Genomic DNA, 19,500 nt, shown 5'->3' with positions numbered 1-19,500 from the left:
AAGTTTGTTTGGTAAGAAAAAGTGTGTGTATATTTGCACCCGCTTTGGGAAACAACGATGTTTAAATAAAGCGATAGTTCTTCAAAAAGATTGAAAATATTTGTAGCGGATTGTGAGGATTTCGCATCAAATTTTCGGTCTAGATATTTTGAAGTAGTTCATTGAAAATAATGATTGACAGCACAGCGATACTGTTTTTGTATTGATTAATACAAAGGCAAGTATTGGTAAGAAAATAAAAATAGACACATGTACGCTAATTGAGGGTTCTTAAAAGAGGTTTTTGGAATTATTCTAATAAATGATCTTTAAAAGATTCTACGATGAAGAGTTTGATCCTGGCTCAGGATGAACGCTAGCGGCAGGCCTAACACATGCAAGTCGAGGGGCAGCATAGATAGCTTGCTATCTGATGGCGACCGGCGCACGGGTGCGTAACGCGTATACAACCTACCTATTACTGAGGGATAGCCCGAAGAAATTTGGATTAATACCTCATAGAATTATAAGATGGCATCATTTAATAATTAAAGGTTACGGTAATAGATGGGTATGCGTCCTATTAGCTAGATGGTGAGGTAACGGCTCACCATGGCGACGATAGGTAGGGGTCCTGAGAGGGAGATCCCCCACACTGGTACTGAGACACGGACCAGACTCCTACGGGAGGCAGCAGTGAGGAATATTGGACAATGGAGGCAACTCTGATCCAGCCATGCCGCGTGTAGGAAGACGGCCCTATGGGTTGTAAACTACTTTTGTACGGGAAGAAATACAGTCACGTGTGATTGTTTGACGGTACCGTAAGAATAAGCACCGGCTAACTCCGTGCCAGCAGCCGCGGTAATACGGAGGGTGCAAGCGTTATCCGGAATCATTGGGTTTAAAGGGTCCGTAGGCGGGTAATTAAGTCAGTGGTGAAATGCAGGGGCTCAACTCCGGCACTGCCATTGATACTGGTTATCTTGAATTATTGTGAAGTGGTTAGAATATGTAGTGTAGCGGTGAAATGCTTAGATATTACATAGAATACCGATTGCGAAGGCAGATCACTAACAATATATTGACGCTGATGGACGAAAGCGTGGGGAGCGAACAGGATTAGATACCCTGGTAGTCCACGCCGTAAACGATGGTTACTAGCTGTTTGGATCGATTGAGATCTGAGTGGCCAAGCGAAAGTGATAAGTAACCCACCTGGGGAGTACGTTCGCAAGAATGAAACTCAAAGGAATTGACGGGGGCCCGCACAAGCGGTGGAGCATGTGGTTTAATTCGATGATACGCGAGGAACCTTACCAGGGCTTAAATGCAGTATGACAGATTTGGAAACAGATTTTTCTTCGGACATATTGCAAGGTGCTGCATGGTTGTCGTCAGCTCGTGCCGTGAGGTGTCAGGTTAAGTCCTATAACGAGCGCAACCCCTATTTCTAGTTGCCAGCACATAATGGTGGGGACTCTAGAGAGACTGCCGGTGCAAACCGTGAGGAAGGTGGGGATGACGTCAAATCATCACGGCCCTTACGTCCTGGGCTACACACGTGCTACAATGGTAGGGACAGAGAGCAGCCACTTCGCGAGAAGGAGCGAATCTACAAACCCTATCTCAGTTCGGATCGCAGTCTGCAACTCGACTGCGTGAAGCTGGAATCGCTAGTAATCGCATATCAGCCATGATGCGGTGAATACGTTCCCGGGCCTTGTACACACCGCCCGTCAAGCCATGGAAGCTGGGGGTGCCTGAAGTCGGTGACCGAAAGGAGCTGCCTAGGGTAAAACTAGTAACTGGGGCTAAGTCGTAACAAGGTAGCCGTACCGGAAGGTGCGGCTGGAACACCTCCTTTCTGGAGTTCCTGAAATAATGGAACGAAACAAGGGATAGTTTCAAGATCTTTAACACTCAATTAGTGTGTGTTTATTTTAAAAAGCAAGTCAATCAAGAAATAGTCGCAAGACACTCAGTCTCATAGCTCAGCTGGTTAGAGCGCTACACTGATAATGTAGAGGTCGGCAGTTCGAGTCTGCCTGAGACTACGATGTCTTAGGTAGTTATTGAGTAGATAATTATAGCTAAGAGATAAAGTTCATTTATAGAATTTTAATGGAAATTCTAGAGGTTGAGGATTCTAAATTCGATATTCTGAATTCAGTATTTAGGATTCGTCATGGGGAATTAGCTCAGCTGGCTAGAGCGCCTGCCTTGCACGCAGGAGGTCATCGGTTCGACTCCGATATTCTCCACGAATGATTAGTAGAGATTAATCATTAAACGTTCATTGACATTTTGAAAAGATCAAAACGAGCATTAGTTCTAATATTAATTAGGATTAATACAAGATAGAAAAAATAATATTACTATATATCGTTGTATAGTAATAGGTATCATAAGCAAATAAGGGCGTATGGGGGATGCCTAGGCTCTCAGAGGCGATGAAGGACGTGATAAGCTGCGATAAGCTGCGGGGATTGGCACATACGATGTGATCCGCAGATTTCCGAATGGGGCAACCCGGCATGTTGAAGACATGTCACCAGTAATGGAGCAAACCCGGTGAACTGAAACATCTAAGTAGCCGGAGGAAGAGAAAACAATAGTGATTCCGTCAGTAGTGGCGAGCGAACGCGGAAAAGCCCAAACCAATTAGGTTACGGCCTAATTGGGGTTGTAGGACTACGGTATTTGATGCTAAAAGAATAAGAATCCTTTGGAAAGAGGAGCCAAAGAAGGTGATAGCCCTGTATTGGTAATTTTAGTTATTAATAGTAGTATCCTGAGTAGTGCGGGGCACGGGAAACCCTGTATGAATCTAGCGGGACCATCCGCTAAGGCTAAATACTCCTGAGAGACCGATAGTGAACCAGTACCGTGAGGGAAAGGTGAAAAGAACCCTGAATAAGGGAGTGAAAAAGAACCTGAAACCATACGCTTACAAGCGGTCGGAGCCTTCGGGTGACGGCGTGCCTTTTGCATAATGAGCCTACGAGTTACCGTTGCTAGCAAGGTTAAGTGTTTCAGACACGGAGCCGTAGCGAAAGCGAGTCTGAATAGGGCGCGATAGTTAGTAGTGGTAGACGCGAAACCGTGTGATCTACCCATGGGCAGGGTGAAGCTGTGGTAACACACAGTGGAGGCCCGAACCGGTTGACGTTGAAAAGTCTTCGGATGACCTGTGGGTAGGGGTGAAAGGCCAATCAAACTCGGAAATAGCTCGTACTCTCCGAAATGCATTTAGGTGCAGCGTTGATTTAGTTTTATAGAGGTAGAGCTACTGATTGGATGCGGGGGCTTCACCGCCTACCAATTCCTGACAAACTCCGAATGCTATAAAATGATGATCAGCAGTGAGGGCATGGGTGCTAAGGTCCATGTCCGAAAGGGAAAGAACCCAGACCATCAGCTAAGGTCCCCAAATGTATGTTAAGTTGAAAAAACGAGGTTGTACTGCTTAGACAGCTAGGATGTTGGCTTGGAAGCAGCCATTCATTTAAAGAGTGCGTAACAGCTCACTAGTCGAGCGGTACGGCATGGATGATAATCGGGCATAAACATACTACCGAAGCTATGGACTCCATTGAGAGTGGTAGGAGAGCATTCTAATTGTGTTGAAGGTGAACTGTGAGGTTTGCTGGAACGATTAGAAACGAAAATGTAGGCATAAGTAACGATAAAGGGGGCGAGAAACCCCCTCACCGAAAGACCAAGGTTTCCTCAGCTATGCTAATCAGCTGAGGGTTAGTCGGGTCCTAACGCGTACCCGAACGGGGAAGTGGATGGATAACAGGTTAATATTCCTGTACCTGCTCACAATAAAAGTGACGGAGGTGTGAATTTGGTGCGTACTGACGGAAATGTACGTTGAACCAACTGTTAAGGTTGGGATAGTACCACAAGGCTACGGCTACGTGGATAATCCAGAGGAGCAACTTCCAAGAAAAGCAAGTGAAGCAGCCCGTACCGTAAACCGACACAGGTGGTTGGGATGAGAATTCTAAGGTGCTCGAGTGATTCATGGCTAAGGAACTAGGCAAAATAGACCTGTAACTTCGGGAGAAAGGTCCCCTATTTAATAGGGCGCAGTGAAAAGATCCAAGCGACTGTTTATCAAAAACACAGGGCTCTGCAAAATCGAAAGATGAAGTATAGGGCCTGACACCTGCCCGGTGCTGGAAGGTTAAGAGGAGGGTTTAGCTTCGGCGAAGATCTGAATTGAAGCCCCAGTAAACGGCGGCCGTAACTATAACGGTCCTAAGGTAGCGAAATTCCTTGTCGGGTAAGTTCCGACCTGCACGAATGGTGTAACGATTTGGATACTGTCTCAGCCATGAGCTCGGTGAAATTGTAGTATCGGTGAAGATGCCGATTACCCGCTACGGGACGAAAAGACCCCGTGCACCTTTACTATAGCTTAGTATTGATTTTGGATAAGTAATGTGTAGGATAGGTGGGAGACTATGAAATGACGTCGCCAGGCGTTGTGGAGTCATTGTTGAAATACCACCCTTTGCTTATTTGAAATCTAACCCAGAAATGGGGACATTGCTTGGTGGGTAGTTTGACTGGGGTGGTCGCCTCCAAAAGAGTAACGGAGGCTTCTAAAGGTTTCCTCAGCACGCTTGGTAACCGTGCGTAGAGTGCAATGGCATAAGGAAGCTTGACTGAGAGACATACAGGTCGATCAGGTTGGAAACAAGAGCATAGTGATCCGGTGGTTCCGCATGGAAGGGCCATCGCTCAAAGGATAAAAGGTACGCCGGGGATAACAGGCTGATCTCCCCCAAGAGCTCACATCGACGGGGGGGTTTGGCACCTCGATGTCGGCTCGTCACATCCTGGGGCTGGAGAAGGTCCCAAGGGTTGGGCTGTTCGCCCATTAAAGTGGCACGCGAGCTGGGTTCAGAACGTCGTGAGACAGTTCGGTCTCTATCTGTAGTGGGCGCTAGAAATTTGAGTGAATCTGACTTTAGTACGAGAGGACCGAGTTGGACTGACCGCTGGTCTACCAGTTGTTCCGCCAGGGGCATTGCTGGGTAGCTACGTCGGGAAGGGATAAGCGCTGAAAGCATATAAGCGCGAAACCCATCACAAGATGAGATTTCTTTAAAGGGTCGTGGGAGACTACCACGTTGATAGGTCATAGGTGTAAAGGCAGTAATGTCATAGCCGAGTGATACTAATTACCCGTAAGCTTAGATACCTCTATCTACTTGTATTGATTTTGAACTTTTCAAAATGTCAACATATACAGTTGGATTATTTTAATTTAACTGAAACCTTTAAGGTGGTTATAGCAATGGGGCTCACCTCTTACCATTCCGAACAGAGAAGTTAAGCCCATTAGCGCAGATGGTACTGCATTTGTGGGAGAGTATGTCGCCGCCTTCTTTTAAAACCCTTATCAATTCGATAAGGGTTTTTTGTTGTGGTAAACTCTCTTTAATTAGTAATAATTTAAATAAAATAAAAGGCTGTTATTAAATAAATAATAACAGCCTTTTATTGCATTGTATTAGTAAGTTCTTTAGAGTTGAAATAAAGAATATGTGCTCATCATCAAATTGATTTGTTCTTTTATAGATTTTAATTTACTCTCATCGTCTTTATTTGTGATCGCGTCACTTATATATTGAGATATGAGATTCATTTGATCTTCTTTCAATCCTCTTGTTGTTACGGCTGCAGTTCCTATGCGTATGCCACTTGTTATAAACGGTGACTGGTCGTCAAACGGCACCATATTTTTATTTACGGTTATATCTATCTTACCAAGGAGCTCTTCTGCATCTTTACCCGTAATGCCTTTGTTTCTTAAATCGATTAACATCATATGGTTATCTGTACCATCCGAAATAATATTAAACCCTTTATCGATTAAGGCACTTGCGAGTGTTTGTGCATTTTTCTTTACTTGAACCATGTAATGAAGAAAATCATCAGAGAGTGCCTCTTTAAATGCCACGGCTTTAGCAGCGATTATATGCTCTAAAGGACCTCCTTGATTACCGGGAAATACAGCACTGTTTAACAATGATGACATCTTTTTCAATTTACCGCTCTTCAAACGTTGATCAAATGGGTTTTCAAAATCCTTACCCATTATAATAATTCCTCCTCGTGGTCCTCTTAATGTTTTGTGAGTAGTTGACGTACAGATGTGAGCGTATAAGACCGCATCATTTAGAATGCCTTTGGCAATGAGTCCAGCGGGATGAGCAATATCTGCTAGTAGTATAGCTCCAATTTTATCTGCGATTTCTCTAAATCTTTTGTAGTCAATATCTCTACTATAAGCACTAGCACCAGCTATTATAAGTTTAGGTTTTTCAGCTTCTGCTATTTTCTCGATGTTATCGTAGTCAAGTAAACCAGATTCCTTATTAACACCATAGAATGATGTTTGATAAAGTTTTCCAGAAAAGTTCACAGGTGAACCATGTGTTAAATGACCACCATGAGCTAAATCAAATCCTAGTATTTTATCACCAGGAGAGAGACAAGCATGAAATACAGCTGTGTTAGCTTGGCTACCAGAATGAGGTTGAACATTTACATATTCTGCATTAAATAATTCTTTAGCTCTTTCTATGGCTAGATTTTCGATTTCATCCACAATTTCACAACCACCGTAGTATCTTTTGCCAGGATAGCCTTCTGCATATTTATTAGTTAAAATAGAACCTGCTGCAGCTAGAACGTCTGGGCTTACATAGTTTTCACTAGCAATTAATTCTATACCATTTGTTTGACGGATTCTTTCCTGTTCAATCAAATTGAAAATTTCCTTATCTCTGTGTGCCATATTATATTAATTATTTGACAAAAATACATGTTGCTATATATAATCTATACTTAAATTATATATTTGATTAGTACTTTTCAACAACAATAACTTACGGTATGCCAAATAAAACTAACGACCCTAATAGAAAATCATGGATCGGCTATAATCAAGATACTCATTTTCCCATACAAAATATTCCATTTGGAGTTTTTTTGACTAGAGATAATGTAATTACAATAGGTACAAGGATTGGTGATTATGCCATAGATCTAGGTGCATTGCAAGAAATGAATTACTTCTCAATGATCCCGTTGACTGATGACATGTTCATGCAGGATACTCTTAACGATTTTATTTCGGATGGTAAAAAAACATGGAGACTAGTTCGTAATAGAATTGGCGATATTTTTGATAAAAACAATCCAGAATTAAGGGACAATAAAGAACATAGAGATAGAGTGATCTTCGCTATGGACGAAGTTGAAATGCAATTGCCAGTTTCAATAGGTGATTATACTGATTTTTATAGCAGTAAAGAACATGCAACCAATGTTGGAACCATGTTTAGAGATCCTGAAAATGCTCTTTTACCTAATTGGTTGCATATGCCAGTAGCGTATCATGGGCGTAGTAGTACAATTATCCCATCTGGTATCAATATTCATAGACCACAAGGACAAACTATGCCAGCAGATTCTGATGCGCCTGTATTTGGCCCTTCTAAATTAGTGGATTTTGAATTAGAAATGGCATTTATAACTACTGATGCCAATAATCTAGGACATCCCATTCCAGTAAATGAAGCAGAGGATTACATTTTTGGTATGGTTTTATTTAATGACTGGAGCGCAAGAGATATCCAGAAATGGGAATATGTTCCCTTAGGTCCATTTCTTGCTAAAAATTTTGCTAGTAGTATTTCTCCATGGATTGTTACCTTAGATGCTTTGGAACCTTATAGGGTAGAAAGTCCTAAAAGGGAGAAACCCGTGTTAGATTACCTTAATAGTAAAGGGAAAAAAAGTTTTGATATTCATCTAGAAGTTGATATAACCCCAGAAGATGGAAAACCAACAACAGTTTGTAAATCCAATTTCAAGTATATGTATTGGAATATTTCACAACAACTAGCACACCATACCATTAATGGTTGTAGTGTGAATAGCGGTGATCTTATGGGTAGTGGAACTATTTCTGGACCTACGCCAGATAGTTATGGTAGTATGTTGGAATTGAGTTGGCGAGGTGAGAAACCGGTTAAACTTAACGATGGTACAGAACGTAAGTTTATTCAAGACAACGATACGGTTACATTGCGTGGTTATTGTAATAATGGTCCTTTTAGAATAGGTTTTGGCGAAGTAACAAATAAGCTTTTACCAATCTACGAACCTAAAACAAAGAATAAATAATATTACGCTTTCGCGAAAGCGTATCAATTCTAATTTGTTCGACAATTCAAAGAACTATAGTAAGATTAATGGACGACTGTCATATTTCATATCAAGATCTAAGATATTTTTCAAACTTAATGAAGGATTACTTAGATGAAAAACCTGATGTTAAATCCTTATACCACAGATTTCCAAATATTAAAAATTTTGAAAATCAAATAGAAGAAAAGTCCATAGAATGGTCTTCAAAATCGCTAGAGCGACAAAATTTGGTAAAGGTCCTAAGAGACCAATACAATGGATTAGAAGATGTTGATAAAGTTCTGTATAATATTGATTTACTCGAAAAAGAAAACACGTTCACAATAACTACTGGACATCAATTAAATCTATTTACGGGTCCTTTATATTTTTTCTATAAAATCATAGACACCATAAACCTAACCAACAAACTAAGGTCATTTTATCCCAAGTATAATTTTGTGCCTGTATACTGGATGGCTAGTGAGGATCATGACTTTGAAGAAATTCAGTACTTTAACTATGCAGGAAAAAAAATTGTTTATGAAACAGATCAAACAGGGGCAGTAGGTAGATTTGAAAACCGTGAATTAGATAAGGTTTATAAAGTTCTTGAATTGTCTTTGGGTAAAAGTGATTACGCTCAGGAATTATTACAAACATTTGAAAAAGCCTATTTAAAAACTAGTTCGTTATCTGAGGCCACTAGGGTACTAGTCCATAATTTCTTTAAAGATGATGGGTTACTTATTCTAGACGCTGACGATACAACTCTAAAAAGAACAATGTTTCCTTTTTTTAAACAGGAATTTACAGATCAAAAATCCTATAATCAGGTTAATAATACTCTTTCTAGTTGGCCAGATAAATATAAGGTTCAAGTAAACCCTAGAGAGAACAATTTGTTTTATCTAAAGGATAATTTAAGGTCTAGAATAATTTCTCATGAAAATGACACCTATTCGATTGACGGTACAGATTTAAAATTTGACAAGAAGGAAATTCTGGAAGTCCTAAATAAATATCCAGAAAGATTTTCACCTAATGTTATATTACGACCTCTTTATCAAGAAGTTATATTGCCTAATTTGTGTTACATAGGTGGTGGTGGTGAGATGGCCTACTGGTTGCAATTAAAACAAATGTTCGATAGTTATAAAGTGACGTTTCCAATATTACTTCTTAGAAATAGTGTGTTGATTGCGACTGAAAAGCAGCTTAGAAAATTAACAGCCCTCAAATTGTCTGTGCAAGAAATGTTTTTACATCCGGACGAGCTCAAAGAAAAGGTTACCAATTTGCATAGTGAAATTGAAATAGATTTTTCTAATCAGAAAAGTCATCTTAAAAAGCAGTTTCAGGATTTGTATGAAATAGCAACAAAAACAGATCACTCATTTTATGGAGCAGTGGCAGCACAAGAGCGTAAACAGATAAAAGGTCTTGAAAATTTAGAAAAGAGACTCCTTACAGCTCAAAAACGTAAATTAAAGGATGTGAATGAAAGAGCACTTAAGCTGCAAGAACAGTTGTTTCCTAATGGTAATTTACAAGAAAGAGTTCTTAATTTTTCTTCCTTTTATGAAAAATACGGTTCTCAATGGCTGGAAAAACTGAAGAGTAATTTAAATCCATTTGATTTAAGATTTACGGTGATTAAATTACCTGATTGATAAGATATAGTTGTTAACAAAACCTGATGACAATTATTTAAAAGCCTGATGGCTTTTTTCTAGCAAAAGGGTAAATTTGCCCATGCAACATGACAAGGTACTTATAATCGATTTTGGCTCGCAGTATACTCAGCTTATTGCTCGCCGTGTAAGAGAACTCAATATCTATTCTGAAATTCATCCCTATCATCACTTGCCTGATGATATCGATGGTTTTAAAGCCGTAATACTTTCTGGTAGTCCAATGTCTGTAAGGTCTGATCAGGCATTTCACATAGATCTAGATTCTATACGTGGTAAAAAGCCACTTTTAGGTGTTTGTTATGGAGCACAGTACCTTGCACATTTCCATGGAGGTGAAGTAGGAGCTAGTAGCACAAGAGAATATGGACGAGCTAATTTAAATTACGTTCACCCAGATGAGCCTTTTTTCAAAGGAATAAACAAAGGCAGTCAGGTCTGGATGAGTCACAGTGATACAATTAAAAAACTTCCCACAGGCGGAACACTATTAGCTTCTACAAATGATGTGGAGAATGCCGCGTACAAAATAGAAGGAGAAAAAACCTATGCTATTCAATTTCATCCAGAAGTTTATCATAGTACAGATGGTAAGTTACTACTGCAAAACTTTTTGATAGACATAGCCGAAGTAAAACCAGACTGGACGCCTAATGCTTTTGTTGAAGAAACAGTTGCCCATCTTAAAGAGCAAATAGGTGATGATAAAGTGGTATTAGGATTGTCCGGTGGAGTAGATAGCAGTGTGGCTGCCATGTTACTGCACAAGGCGATAGGAAATAACCTGTATTGTATTTTCGTAAACAACGGCCTACTTCGTAAGAATGAATTTAGTCAAGTACTTCATCAATATGAAGGAATGGGACTTAATGTTAAAGGAGTAGATGCTTCGGCACGATTTATGGAAGCACTAGCTGGTGAAAGCGATCCAGAGAAAAAACGTAAGGCGATAGGACGTGTGTTTATAGAAGTATTTGATGATGAAGCTACTTCTATCAAAGACGTTACTTACCTGGCACAAGGAACAATTTATCCTGATGTGATAGAAAGTGTAAGTGCTACTGGTGGACCTAGTGCCACGATTAAATCTCATCACAATGTAGGAGGATTGCCAGATTTTATGAAATTAAAAGTGGTAGAACCTCTTAAGGCATTGTTTAAGGATGAAGTTCGTAGGGTAGGAGCAAGTATGGGAATGGCACCAGAATTATTGGGTCGTCATCCATTTCCAGGTCCAGGATTAGCTATTCGTATTCTAGGTGATATCACACCAGAAAAAGTCGCTATACTGCAAGAGGTAGATGCTGTTTTTATTGAGAATCTTAAAAAATGGAATCTTTATGATAAAGTATGGCAGGCAGGAGCAATTTTACTTCCTGTAAATTCTGTAGGAGTGATGGGTGATGAACGCACTTATGAAAAATGTGTAGCTTTAAGAGCTGTAGAAAGTACAGATGGTATGACCGCCGATTGGGTGAATTTACCTTATGAATTTTTACAAGCTACCAGTAATGAGATAATAAATAAAGTAAAGGGCGTTAATAGAGTAGTGTATGACATTAGTTCAAAACCGCCAGCAACAATAGAGTGGGAATAATATGAAGCATTTTATATACAGTTTATTAATTATTTGTCTCGCTTTCGCGAAAGCGAGCTGTGCAAGCGCACAAACCTATAAAAAGCATACAGTTGATCAGGGTGAGACCTTGTATAGTATAACGCAATTATATGACGTAACCGAAGATGCTCTAGTACAACTTAATCCCGACCTTAAATCAGGATTAAAAATGGGTGCGGTACTATTGATACCTGAAAAGTCTGGCAAGCAAGAAAATAGTAGGATTGAAAAATATATCATCCATAAAGTTAAACGAAAAGATAATCTTTTTAGACTTGCTCAAAAGTATGGGATTGATGAACTTGATATAAAAGAGGCCAACAAAGAATTATACTCAAAACCATTAAAACGAGGTGATAAGATAAGAATTCCTGTTTTTGCCGAAGAGCAAAAGCAACAAGTGACACAGGATAATTCACCTATCACCTTGGTAGATGGACAATATAAAGTCTTGCCCAAGGATACTAAATACGGTATAGCAACTAGATATGGTATTAAAGTTAAGGAATTAGAAAAACTTAATTATGGTTTAGATAACTTACAACCTGGAATGATAATCAACGTTCCCAAAAAGAATACCGTTGAAAATGAAGGGTCAACTGATGCAAGTAAATTTGTGACCTACACTGTGCCGGCAAAAATGGGAATGTATTCGCTTACTAGATTAGCAGGAATTTCCGGGGATAGTATATTATCTTTAAATCCTGATGTTAAAGAAGGTCTCAAAGTTGGAATGCAATTAAAATTACCTGCCAGAGTTAACCTAGATAATGGTTTAAGTGGTAATGGTATAAATACAAATAGGTTATATAGCAATTTACGAGATAGTATTGTTAATTATGACCAACAGCGTATAGCAGTAATGCTACCATTATCATTGCATAAAATTACCGAGGAACAATCTCAGGATGATAGATTGCAAGCTGATCGTACTCTAAGAATTGCCCTAGATTTCTATAGTGGTATGCAGGTAGCCAGGGACAGTGCCAAAAAATTGGGAATAGACGTCAACTTTGATTTATACGACACTCGTAAAAGTTTAGATAGGACAAAATCCATTTTAAATCAAACAGATTTTTCGAATTACAATACTATTATTGGTCCATTGATGGGTAAAAATGTAGTAGAGGTGGCAAAACACGTAAAAGGAGATGATATTCCTGTGGTGAGTCCTCTCACAACAACCGATGTAAGACTGTATAAAAATCTTTTTCAATCAAGACCTGTTGACGAGCTCTTTATTGAAAAAATGCAAAAATATATCCTTAGTATTAAGGAAGGAAAAAATATTATTATAGTTACAGACAATACAAAGCCTGAGCTTAAAAATTTATTTGCAAACCTTGTTCCCGAAGCAAAACTGTTAATTCCTAATCAAAAAAAGAATTACATTTTTAGTCGTCACTATTTTGATGCCTTGGATAAGGAAAAAGAAAATTTAGTAATACTTGCAGTTGATAACGTTGGATTTATCACCGATGCTGTTTCTAATTATAGCGCAAAGGCTGATGACTTTAAAATCACCATGATAGGAATGGATAATTACGAGGATATGGATTTGTCAAATACTCGACTTGCGCAACTTAATTATATTTACCCAAAAATGAATAGAGATTCTGGTGGTGATACTGCTTTTGCGAAAGCGTACTATCGAGCACACAATATTTCACCCAATGAGTATGCAACAAGAGGATTTGATGTAACTATGGATGTGATATTAAGACAAGCTAGCGCTAGTGATTTATTTGAAAGTGCCATGCGCCATGGAGCAACAACGATGGTTGAAAATAAATTTGATTATCGAAAGAAGTTTCTTGCGGGATATTATAATGAAGCAGTTTTTCTATTACAATATCAAAAGGATTTATCTATAAAAGTTATTGATGTGGACTCGTCTGAGGAAACAAAAGAGAATTAATAAAACGAATAGTTGAGATATGACATCAAGGGTTGAGTATTTAGGGGATTTAAGGTGTAAATCTGTTCATATTAAAAGTGATAACTCATTCGTAACAGATGCTCCTACTGATAATAATGGGAAAGGAGAAGCCTTTTCACCAACTGATACTGTGGCAACAGCTCTTGCAAGTTGTATGCTTACTGTAATGGGAATAAAGGCAAATGATCTTAATCAGGATATTTCTGGTAGTTGTGCTCATGTATTAAAAACAATGGCAAGTGAACCTCGAAGAATTTCTAAAATAGAAGTTTCACTTGAAATGAAGGGTAATTGTGATAAGCGCACTCAAATTATTCTTGAGAGGATAGGGAATACTTGTCCTGTACTAAATAGCTTGCATCCTGACATTGAAAAGGTAATTAAGTTCAGTTGGGAATGATGAAACTTGCTTGGTGTTTCGTTTTTCTTTTAGTTCTAAATTCTAATCCTTCAGAATATTTTACTTACGAGGATCATCCTGTATTGACCTGGGAAGATTTTAAAGGTGTTCCACCACAAAATGCGAGACATTTTGCGAGTGTCAACACAGGTATAGCCTATAGTTATGAGGTTAAGATTTTAAAGGGTGATTTTCATTTGAGCTATGAAGTAGAAAGTCAATTTTATCCTCAGCTCAGTTGGAAAAAAAATATACAAGAAAGTAGTAGAGATTTACTTGCTCACGAGCAATTGCATTGGGATATTTCTGAAATTTATGCTAGAAAACTTAGAACAGCTTTAAGCAAATATCGACCTAGAAAGTCATACAAAACTGATTTGAATGAAATCTTCCAAAAAATTGAATCAGAAAGACGAAAGCTACAAAAGCAGTACGATAGGGAAACTAATCACGGTATCAACAAGGAAGAACAAGCTAGGTGGTACATAAAAATCAAGGAGCAACTTTTTAAAACCACTCATCTATAATTTGATAGTGGTATTAATTGATTTTAAAATGTGAGGCACTTCACTTAAAGAGAAAGTTCCTGTTATAGCAATCTGTTCATCGTTTCTATTGAGCTTAATATTCGCTTTTTCAACTGGATAGTATCCAGTCGTTCCTCTACAATTACACAATCTACCGAAAGACAAATCCTTGATGTTTTCCTGATTATACTCGTAGGTCCCATTCTCGTTAGGAATTAGAATGTGGAATTCTTCTTTGTAATAAGAATCTGCAATGTTATTCATCTCATCTCTTAAGAAGGAATAACGAACAGAACTTTGATTAGAGTTCATCTTTTTAATGTAGGTGGCACCATATTCATCTGCTTGTATCTTGAAAATTGTATTTTCAAAAAACTCAGATTGACATGTACCTCCTTCTGGGCAATTTGATGAACTGTTATCCATTATCATATTCTTTTCTGTTTTACATCCCAAGATTGCAGTTAGAAAAATTAAAAGAAAGCTTTTCATTATAAAAATTTTAAATTTTTGTCCACGATTCATTATGAGTTTGTTTATACAAATGTGATTATTAAACGCTATTTTTACAGCATAAGATATACATTATGCAAAACAAATACACTTCTAATGCTTTATTTTTAGTTTTAGTAATATTGATTTCATCAATTTCGATTGCTCAAAATAATTTTTTTAAACAAATTTCTAATATTCAAATTAAGGATTCTGATAAACTCGAAAGGAAATCAGAGCCTTTTAAGTACAAACTTTATTCTATTGATGTAAATCAAATTAAGGCATCGATTATTAATGCTCCTCATCGTTTTGATAGTACCCATAGTTCTGAGATTATCACCTTGCCTACAAGCCATGGTGTTTTGGATTTTGAGGTTTACTCAGCACCTATTATGGAAAAAGCATTGCAGGATAAGTATAGCGATATCAATTCATTTATAGGCTATTCTACAGATAATTCCAATACTCAAATTCGTTTTACAATCACGCCATTAGGATTTCACGGAATGATTTATAACCCAGAATCTGGATTGGAATTTATTGATCCTTTTACAAAGGATAGATCAGTTTATATATCTTATTCAAAACAAGATCTACCAGTTATTGATGCTGGCGGTTATTGTACACTAGATACGTCAAATGTTCAATCACGTGAGGATCATAGCCACGATATTTCTAAGAATGCAAACGATGGTCAGTTGCGTACTTATAGAATTGCTATAAGTGCTACCATAGAATATTCTAGATTTCATTGGGAACGAGCAGGCTTTACAAATACAGACACTGAACAAGTACGAAGAGCGGCTGTTCTAGCAGCTATGAATGTAACACTCGCGCGAAACAATTTTGTTTATGAGCAAGATTTATCTGTTACAATGAATTTAGTGGCTAACAATGATTTATTAATTTTTATCAATTCTGATAATTTAAGCAACGACAATGCTGGAGCAATTTTACCTCAAAATCAGCAATTAATTGACTCAACTATCGGGTCAGGTAATTACGATATTGGACATGTTTTCACAACTGGTGGTGGTGGTTTGGCTTCGTTAGGTAGTGTTTGCGTACCTGGTAGAAAAGCACAAGGAGTAACGGGACGAGCACAACCAATTGGAGATCCATATGATATTGATTTTGTAGCTCATGAATTAGGACATCAATTTGGTGCACCACATAGTTTTAATGGTACTGCAGGAAGCTGTTCGGGTGGTAATAGAAGTGGTGGATCGGCATATGAAGTAGGAAGTGGTTCAACAATTATGGCATATGCAGGAATTTGTCCACCTCAAAACGTTCAACCTAATAGTGATGCTTATTTTCATCAAACGAGTATTAATAGTATATGGAATACAATCGATTTTACCTGCGCACAACAAACTCCTACTGGAAACTCTCAACCAACTGCAAATGCTGGTTTAGATTATTTTATACCTAGTCAAACTCCTTTCAAATTGACTGCAAGCGCTACAGATGCAGATGGTACTGCAGGGCTGACATATACTTGGGAGCAATTTGATCTTGGGTCCGCAGGGTTGCCTAGCCCAACTAATACTACAGGACCACTATTTAGATCTTTTCAAGGAACTACTAGTCCTACAAGATTTATTCCACAGCTTGAAGATATAGTTGCAAATGGAGGAGTATCTACAGAGTGGGAAGTACTTCCTTCTGTAACAAGGGGAATGAATTTTACTGTAACCGTAAGGGATAATGATGCAAGAGGTGGACAAACGGACTCTGATACCATGAGAGCTACTTCCATAACTGCTGCAGGACCCTTTAGAGTTACATCTCAAAATACTACGGGTATAGTATGGTTGCCAGGAAGTACTGAAACCATTACTTGGGACGTAGCAGGAACCAATGCAAACGGTATAAATGAAGGCTTTGTTAATATTGTTTTATCAACCGATGGTGGTCAAACCTTCGATACTGTTTTAGCATCAAACGTTCCTAATAATGGTTCTTATGATTTGATAGTTCCTGGCGGAATTGTAGCCCCTAATTGCAGGTTAATGATAGAGGCTGCCAATAACATCTTTTTTAATATAAATGACGAAGATTTCAATATAAATGCAAGTGTGCAAACCACTTGTGATACCTATTCTTCAGGAAGTATCAACTTACCTATTCCTGACGGTCAAGGAAGCAATGTTCAAGGAGCTGTACTTTCAAATCAAATTAATATTCCAGTTTCCAATGTTTCTCAAGAAATTAGAATAGATTTAGATATTACACATGACTATGTTCAGGACTTAGTAGTACAAGTTAATAATCCGAATGGTGATGTTGCTACGATTTGGGGTAGAACATGTATTGGTGAGGACGATATTGATATTTTGTTTCAAGATGGTGCACCTGATGTTGTATGTGTTAGTCCTGTTTCAGGAACTTACTCTAGTCCGGTTGATCCTATGTCAACATTATCAAACAGTGATGTTAATGGTAATTGGACTATAGTAATGGCAGACTTTTTTAATGGAGATGCTGGTGTGTTGAATCAATGGGCCGTTCAAGTATGTCAAACAACAGTAACTCCGTTGAGTAATGAGGATATTGTATTGACTCCGCAAGTTTCTATATATCCAAATCCTGCTACAAATTCATTCAACCTATTATTAGATCAATGGAATGACGAACCTACTTCTGTAACCTTATATGACCTGTCTGGTAAAGAAATTTTAACTCGCAATTTTGAGAACTCGTTTGTAGAGCAGCAGTTTTCTTTGGATACAATTGCCAGCGGAATGTATATAGTAGAAGTAAAACAAAACAGTAATACGATTTCTACTAAACTCATAGTAGAGTAAGTATATAAAGTAAAATAATAATTCAAATCCCTATTCCTCATAAAAAAGGACTAGGGATTTTTTAATAATAGCAATTAGATTTCTTAATCGGTGAAGTGCTTAATAACTACCTCAATTATGCTTACAATCCCATATTAAATAATTACTTTTGCACCTGTTTTTAAAGTAAGGAAACAGATATTATGGCACATGCTAAGTACATTTTTGTAACGGGTGGAGTAACCTCATCATTAGGAAAAGGAATTATCGCAGCTTCACTAGCAAAACTGCTACAGGCTAGAGGATTAAGAGTTACAATCCAAAAACTTGATCCATACATTAACGTAGATCCTGGAACACTGAATCCTTATGAACATGGTGAGTGTTACGTAACAGAGGATGGTGCCGAAACTGATTTAGATCTAGGACATTATGAAAGGTTTTTAAATGTTAATACCTCTCAAGCAAATAACGTTACAACAGGACGTATTTATCAAAGTGTCATTCAAAAAGAACGTAGAGGAGAGTTCCTAGGAAAGACGGTTCAAGTGATTCCACATATAACTGATGAGATTAAGGAGCGTATTCAGATTTTAGGTAAATCAGGTGATTATGATGTTATAATTACCGAGATAGGTGGAACAGTAGGAGATATTGAGTCATTACCTTACATCGAAAGTGTACGTCAATTACAATGGGAATTAGGTGATAACAATTCATTAGTTATTCATTTAACGCTTATACCATTTTTAAGTGCGGCAGGCGAGTTAAAAACAAAACCTACGCAGCACAGTGTTAAAACATTAATGGAAAGTGGAGTACAAGCAGATATATTAGTTTGTAGAACTGAACACGAACTTTCTGATGAAATAAGAACAAAGCTAGCACGTTTTTGTAACGTTAAACCAGAAGCAGTAATACAATCTATTGACGTAGAAACTATTTATGACGTTCCTAATAAAATGCTATTAGAAGGATTGGATAGAGTTGTCATTAAACAATTGCACATAGAAACTGAGAGTCAACCAAACCTCAAAAGTTGGAACGAGTTTGTTATCAAACATAAAAATCCTAAAAGTCAGGTGACGATTGGATTAATTGGTAAATATGTTGAGTTACAAGATAGCTATAAATCTATTTTAGAAGCATTCATTCATGCCGGTGCAGAAAATGAGGTAAAAGTTAAGATTGAGAGTATTCACAGTGAGTACTTAGAGGTAGAAAATGTTGAGAAAAAGTTATCACATTTAGACGGCGTTCTAGTTGCTCCTGGGTTTGGTGAACGAGGGATAGAAGGTAAAATAGAAGCAGTTAGGTATGCTCGAGAAAACGGATTACCCTTTTTTGGTATCTGTTTGGGTATGCAAATGGCGGTAATTGAATATTCACGTAACGTTTTAGGATTGAAAGAGTCTAACTCTATAGAAATGGACGACAACACGCCGCATCCTGTAATTTCTCTTATGGAGGATCAAAAAAATATACTAGACATGGGTGGTACCATGAGACTAGGTGCATGGGATTGTAAATTGAATGGTGGTAGAGTGTCAGAAATCTATGGAAATGAATTGATAAGTGAGCGTCATCGTCATCGTTATGAATATAACAATGAATATAGAGATCAACTTGAACAAGCTGGATTAAAAACTACCGGAGTCAATCCAAAAACTGATTTGGTTGAAATCGTTGAAATAGAGAATCATCCTTGGTTTATTGGAGTACAGTACCATCCTGAGTATAAAAGTACAGTAGCAAATCCACACCCATTGTTCAAATCATTTGTAGCTGCGGCAGCAACATTTAAAAGTAATAAAAATAAATAATCTGATTCCGCTTTCGCGA

The 19,500-nt window shown here is 38.0% G+C and carries 10 protein-coding genes, 2 tRNA genes and 3 rRNA genes; 13 read left to right on the top strand and 2 right to left on the bottom strand.

Translation table 11 applies throughout. From position 1 onward, the window contains the following. Positions 1-320: 320 nt before the first annotated feature. The 5 genes from AAT17_RS03290 (at position 321) to rrf (ending at position 5,385) form a co-directional block, all read left to right on the top strand. Positions 321-1,846: ribosomal RNA gene (locus AAT17_RS03290) — 16S ribosomal RNA — on the top strand. A 116-nt stretch (positions 1,847-1,962) separates the two neighbouring features. Beyond that, positions 1,963-2,036, top strand: a tRNA-Ile gene (locus AAT17_RS03285). A gap of 133 nt (positions 2,037-2,169) precedes the next feature. Further along, positions 2,170-2,243, top strand: a tRNA-Ala gene (locus tag AAT17_RS03280). A 140-nt stretch (positions 2,244-2,383) separates the two neighbouring features. Next, positions 2,384-5,197 (top strand): 23S ribosomal RNA (locus tag AAT17_RS03275). A gap of 80 nt (positions 5,198-5,277) precedes the next feature. Beyond that, positions 5,278-5,385, top strand: a 5S ribosomal RNA gene (gene rrf, locus AAT17_RS03270). The 16S, 23S and 5S rRNA genes sit together here with 2 tRNA genes alongside, the layout of an rRNA operon. Before the next feature lie 136 nt (positions 5,386-5,521). Here the strand turns inward: rrf and glyA are convergent. Further along, a complete protein-coding gene (gene glyA, locus AAT17_RS03265; protein ID WP_060522922.1) occupies positions 5,522-6,799 on the bottom strand; it encodes a serine hydroxymethyltransferase in 1,278 nt (425 codons plus the stop codon). Between the two features lie 98 nt (positions 6,800-6,897). On the opposite strand from glyA, the gene fahA reads away from it, so the two are divergent. The 6 genes from fahA to AAT17_RS03235 all read left to right on the top strand — a co-directional run bounded on the left by fahA (position 6,898) and on the right by AAT17_RS03235 (position 14,374). Next, complete coding sequence (gene fahA, locus AAT17_RS03260; RefSeq protein ID WP_042278065.1) at positions 6,898-8,193, top strand: fumarylacetoacetase; 1,296 nt, start codon at positions 6,898-6,900, stop codon at positions 8,191-8,193. 119 nt (positions 8,194-8,312) lie between these two features. Then, positions 8,313-9,869, top strand: coding sequence for a bacillithiol biosynthesis cysteine-adding enzyme BshC (gene bshC / locus AAT17_RS03255; RefSeq protein WP_253279789.1), 1,557 nt, complete (start codon positions 8,313-8,315; stop codon positions 9,867-9,869). Positions 9,870-9,951: 82 nt separating this feature from the next. Continuing rightward, positions 9,952-11,487: a glutamine-hydrolyzing GMP synthase gene (guaA, locus tag AAT17_RS03250; protein WP_060522920.1), complete on the top strand. Its 1,536-nt coding sequence runs from the start codon at positions 9,952-9,954 to the stop codon at positions 11,485-11,487. Position 11,488: 1 nt separating this feature from the next. Further along, complete coding sequence (locus AAT17_RS03245; protein WP_060522919.1) at positions 11,489-13,426, top strand: LysM peptidoglycan-binding domain-containing protein; 1,938 nt, start codon at positions 11,489-11,491, stop codon at positions 13,424-13,426. Positions 13,427-13,445: 19 nt separating this feature from the next. Beyond that, complete coding sequence (locus AAT17_RS03240; RefSeq protein ID WP_060522918.1) at positions 13,446-13,847, top strand: OsmC family protein; 402 nt, start codon at positions 13,446-13,448, stop codon at positions 13,845-13,847. Further along, positions 13,844-14,374: a DUF922 domain-containing protein gene (locus AAT17_RS03235; protein WP_253279788.1), complete on the top strand. Its 531-nt coding sequence runs from the start codon at positions 13,844-13,846 to the stop codon at positions 14,372-14,374. Before AAT17_RS03240 ends, AAT17_RS03235 begins: the two co-directional genes overlap by 4 nt. On the opposite strand, the gene AAT17_RS03230 is transcribed toward AAT17_RS03235, so the two are convergent. Next, positions 14,369-14,866, bottom strand: coding sequence for a hypothetical protein (locus tag AAT17_RS03230; RefSeq protein ID WP_157539217.1), 498 nt, complete (start codon positions 14,864-14,866; stop codon positions 14,369-14,371). The two genes, AAT17_RS03235 and AAT17_RS03230, sit on opposite strands and share 6 nt — an antisense overlap. Positions 14,867-14,961: 95 nt before the next feature. Here AAT17_RS03230 and AAT17_RS03225 point away from each other — a divergent pair, with 95 nt between their 5' ends. Further along, positions 14,962-17,679, top strand: coding sequence for a reprolysin-like metallopeptidase (locus AAT17_RS03225; RefSeq protein ID WP_060522916.1), 2,718 nt, complete (start codon positions 14,962-14,964; stop codon positions 17,677-17,679). A 182-nt stretch (positions 17,680-17,861) separates the two neighbouring features. Next, on the top strand, positions 17,862-19,481 hold the full coding sequence (locus tag AAT17_RS03220; RefSeq protein ID WP_060522915.1) for a CTP synthase: 1,620 nt from the start codon (positions 17,862-17,864) through the stop codon (positions 19,479-19,481). Positions 19,482-19,500: the final 19 nt, after the last annotated feature.

It is taken from the genome of Nonlabens sp. MIC269 (assembly GCF_001430865.1).
Classification (GTDB): domain Bacteria; phylum Bacteroidota; class Bacteroidia; order Flavobacteriales; family Flavobacteriaceae; genus Nonlabens; species Nonlabens tegetincola.
This window is presented reverse-complemented; position numbering and strand designations above follow the sequence as displayed.

What these genes read in the sequence shown, in the direction of transcription:
- glyA (WP_060522922.1), bottom strand. Translation starts at nt 6,799, where the DNA reads ATGGCACACAGAGATAAGGAAATTTTCAATTTGATTGAACAGGAAAGA.
- fahA (WP_042278065.1), top strand. Translation starts at nt 6,898, where the DNA reads ATGCCAAATAAAACTAACGACCCTAATAGAAAATCATGGATCGGCTAT.
- bshC (WP_253279789.1), top strand. Translation starts at nt 8,313, where the DNA reads ATGAAGGATTACTTAGATGAAAAACCTGATGTTAAATCCTTATACCAC.
- guaA (WP_060522920.1), top strand. Translation starts at nt 9,952, where the DNA reads ATGCAACATGACAAGGTACTTATAATCGATTTTGGCTCGCAGTATACT.
- AAT17_RS03245 (WP_060522919.1), top strand. Translation starts at nt 11,489, where the DNA reads ATGAAGCATTTTATATACAGTTTATTAATTATTTGTCTCGCTTTCGCG.
- AAT17_RS03240 (WP_060522918.1), top strand. Translation starts at nt 13,446, where the DNA reads ATGACATCAAGGGTTGAGTATTTAGGGGATTTAAGGTGTAAATCTGTT.
- AAT17_RS03235 (WP_253279788.1), top strand. Translation starts at nt 13,844, where the DNA reads ATGATGAAACTTGCTTGGTGTTTCGTTTTTCTTTTAGTTCTAAATTCT.
- AAT17_RS03230 (WP_157539217.1), bottom strand. Translation starts at nt 14,866, where the DNA reads ATGAAAAGCTTTCTTTTAATTTTTCTAACTGCAATCTTGGGATGTAAA.
- AAT17_RS03225 (WP_060522916.1), top strand. Translation starts at nt 14,962, where the DNA reads ATGCAAAACAAATACACTTCTAATGCTTTATTTTTAGTTTTAGTAATA.
- AAT17_RS03220 (WP_060522915.1), top strand. Translation starts at nt 17,862, where the DNA reads ATGGCACATGCTAAGTACATTTTTGTAACGGGTGGAGTAACCTCATCA.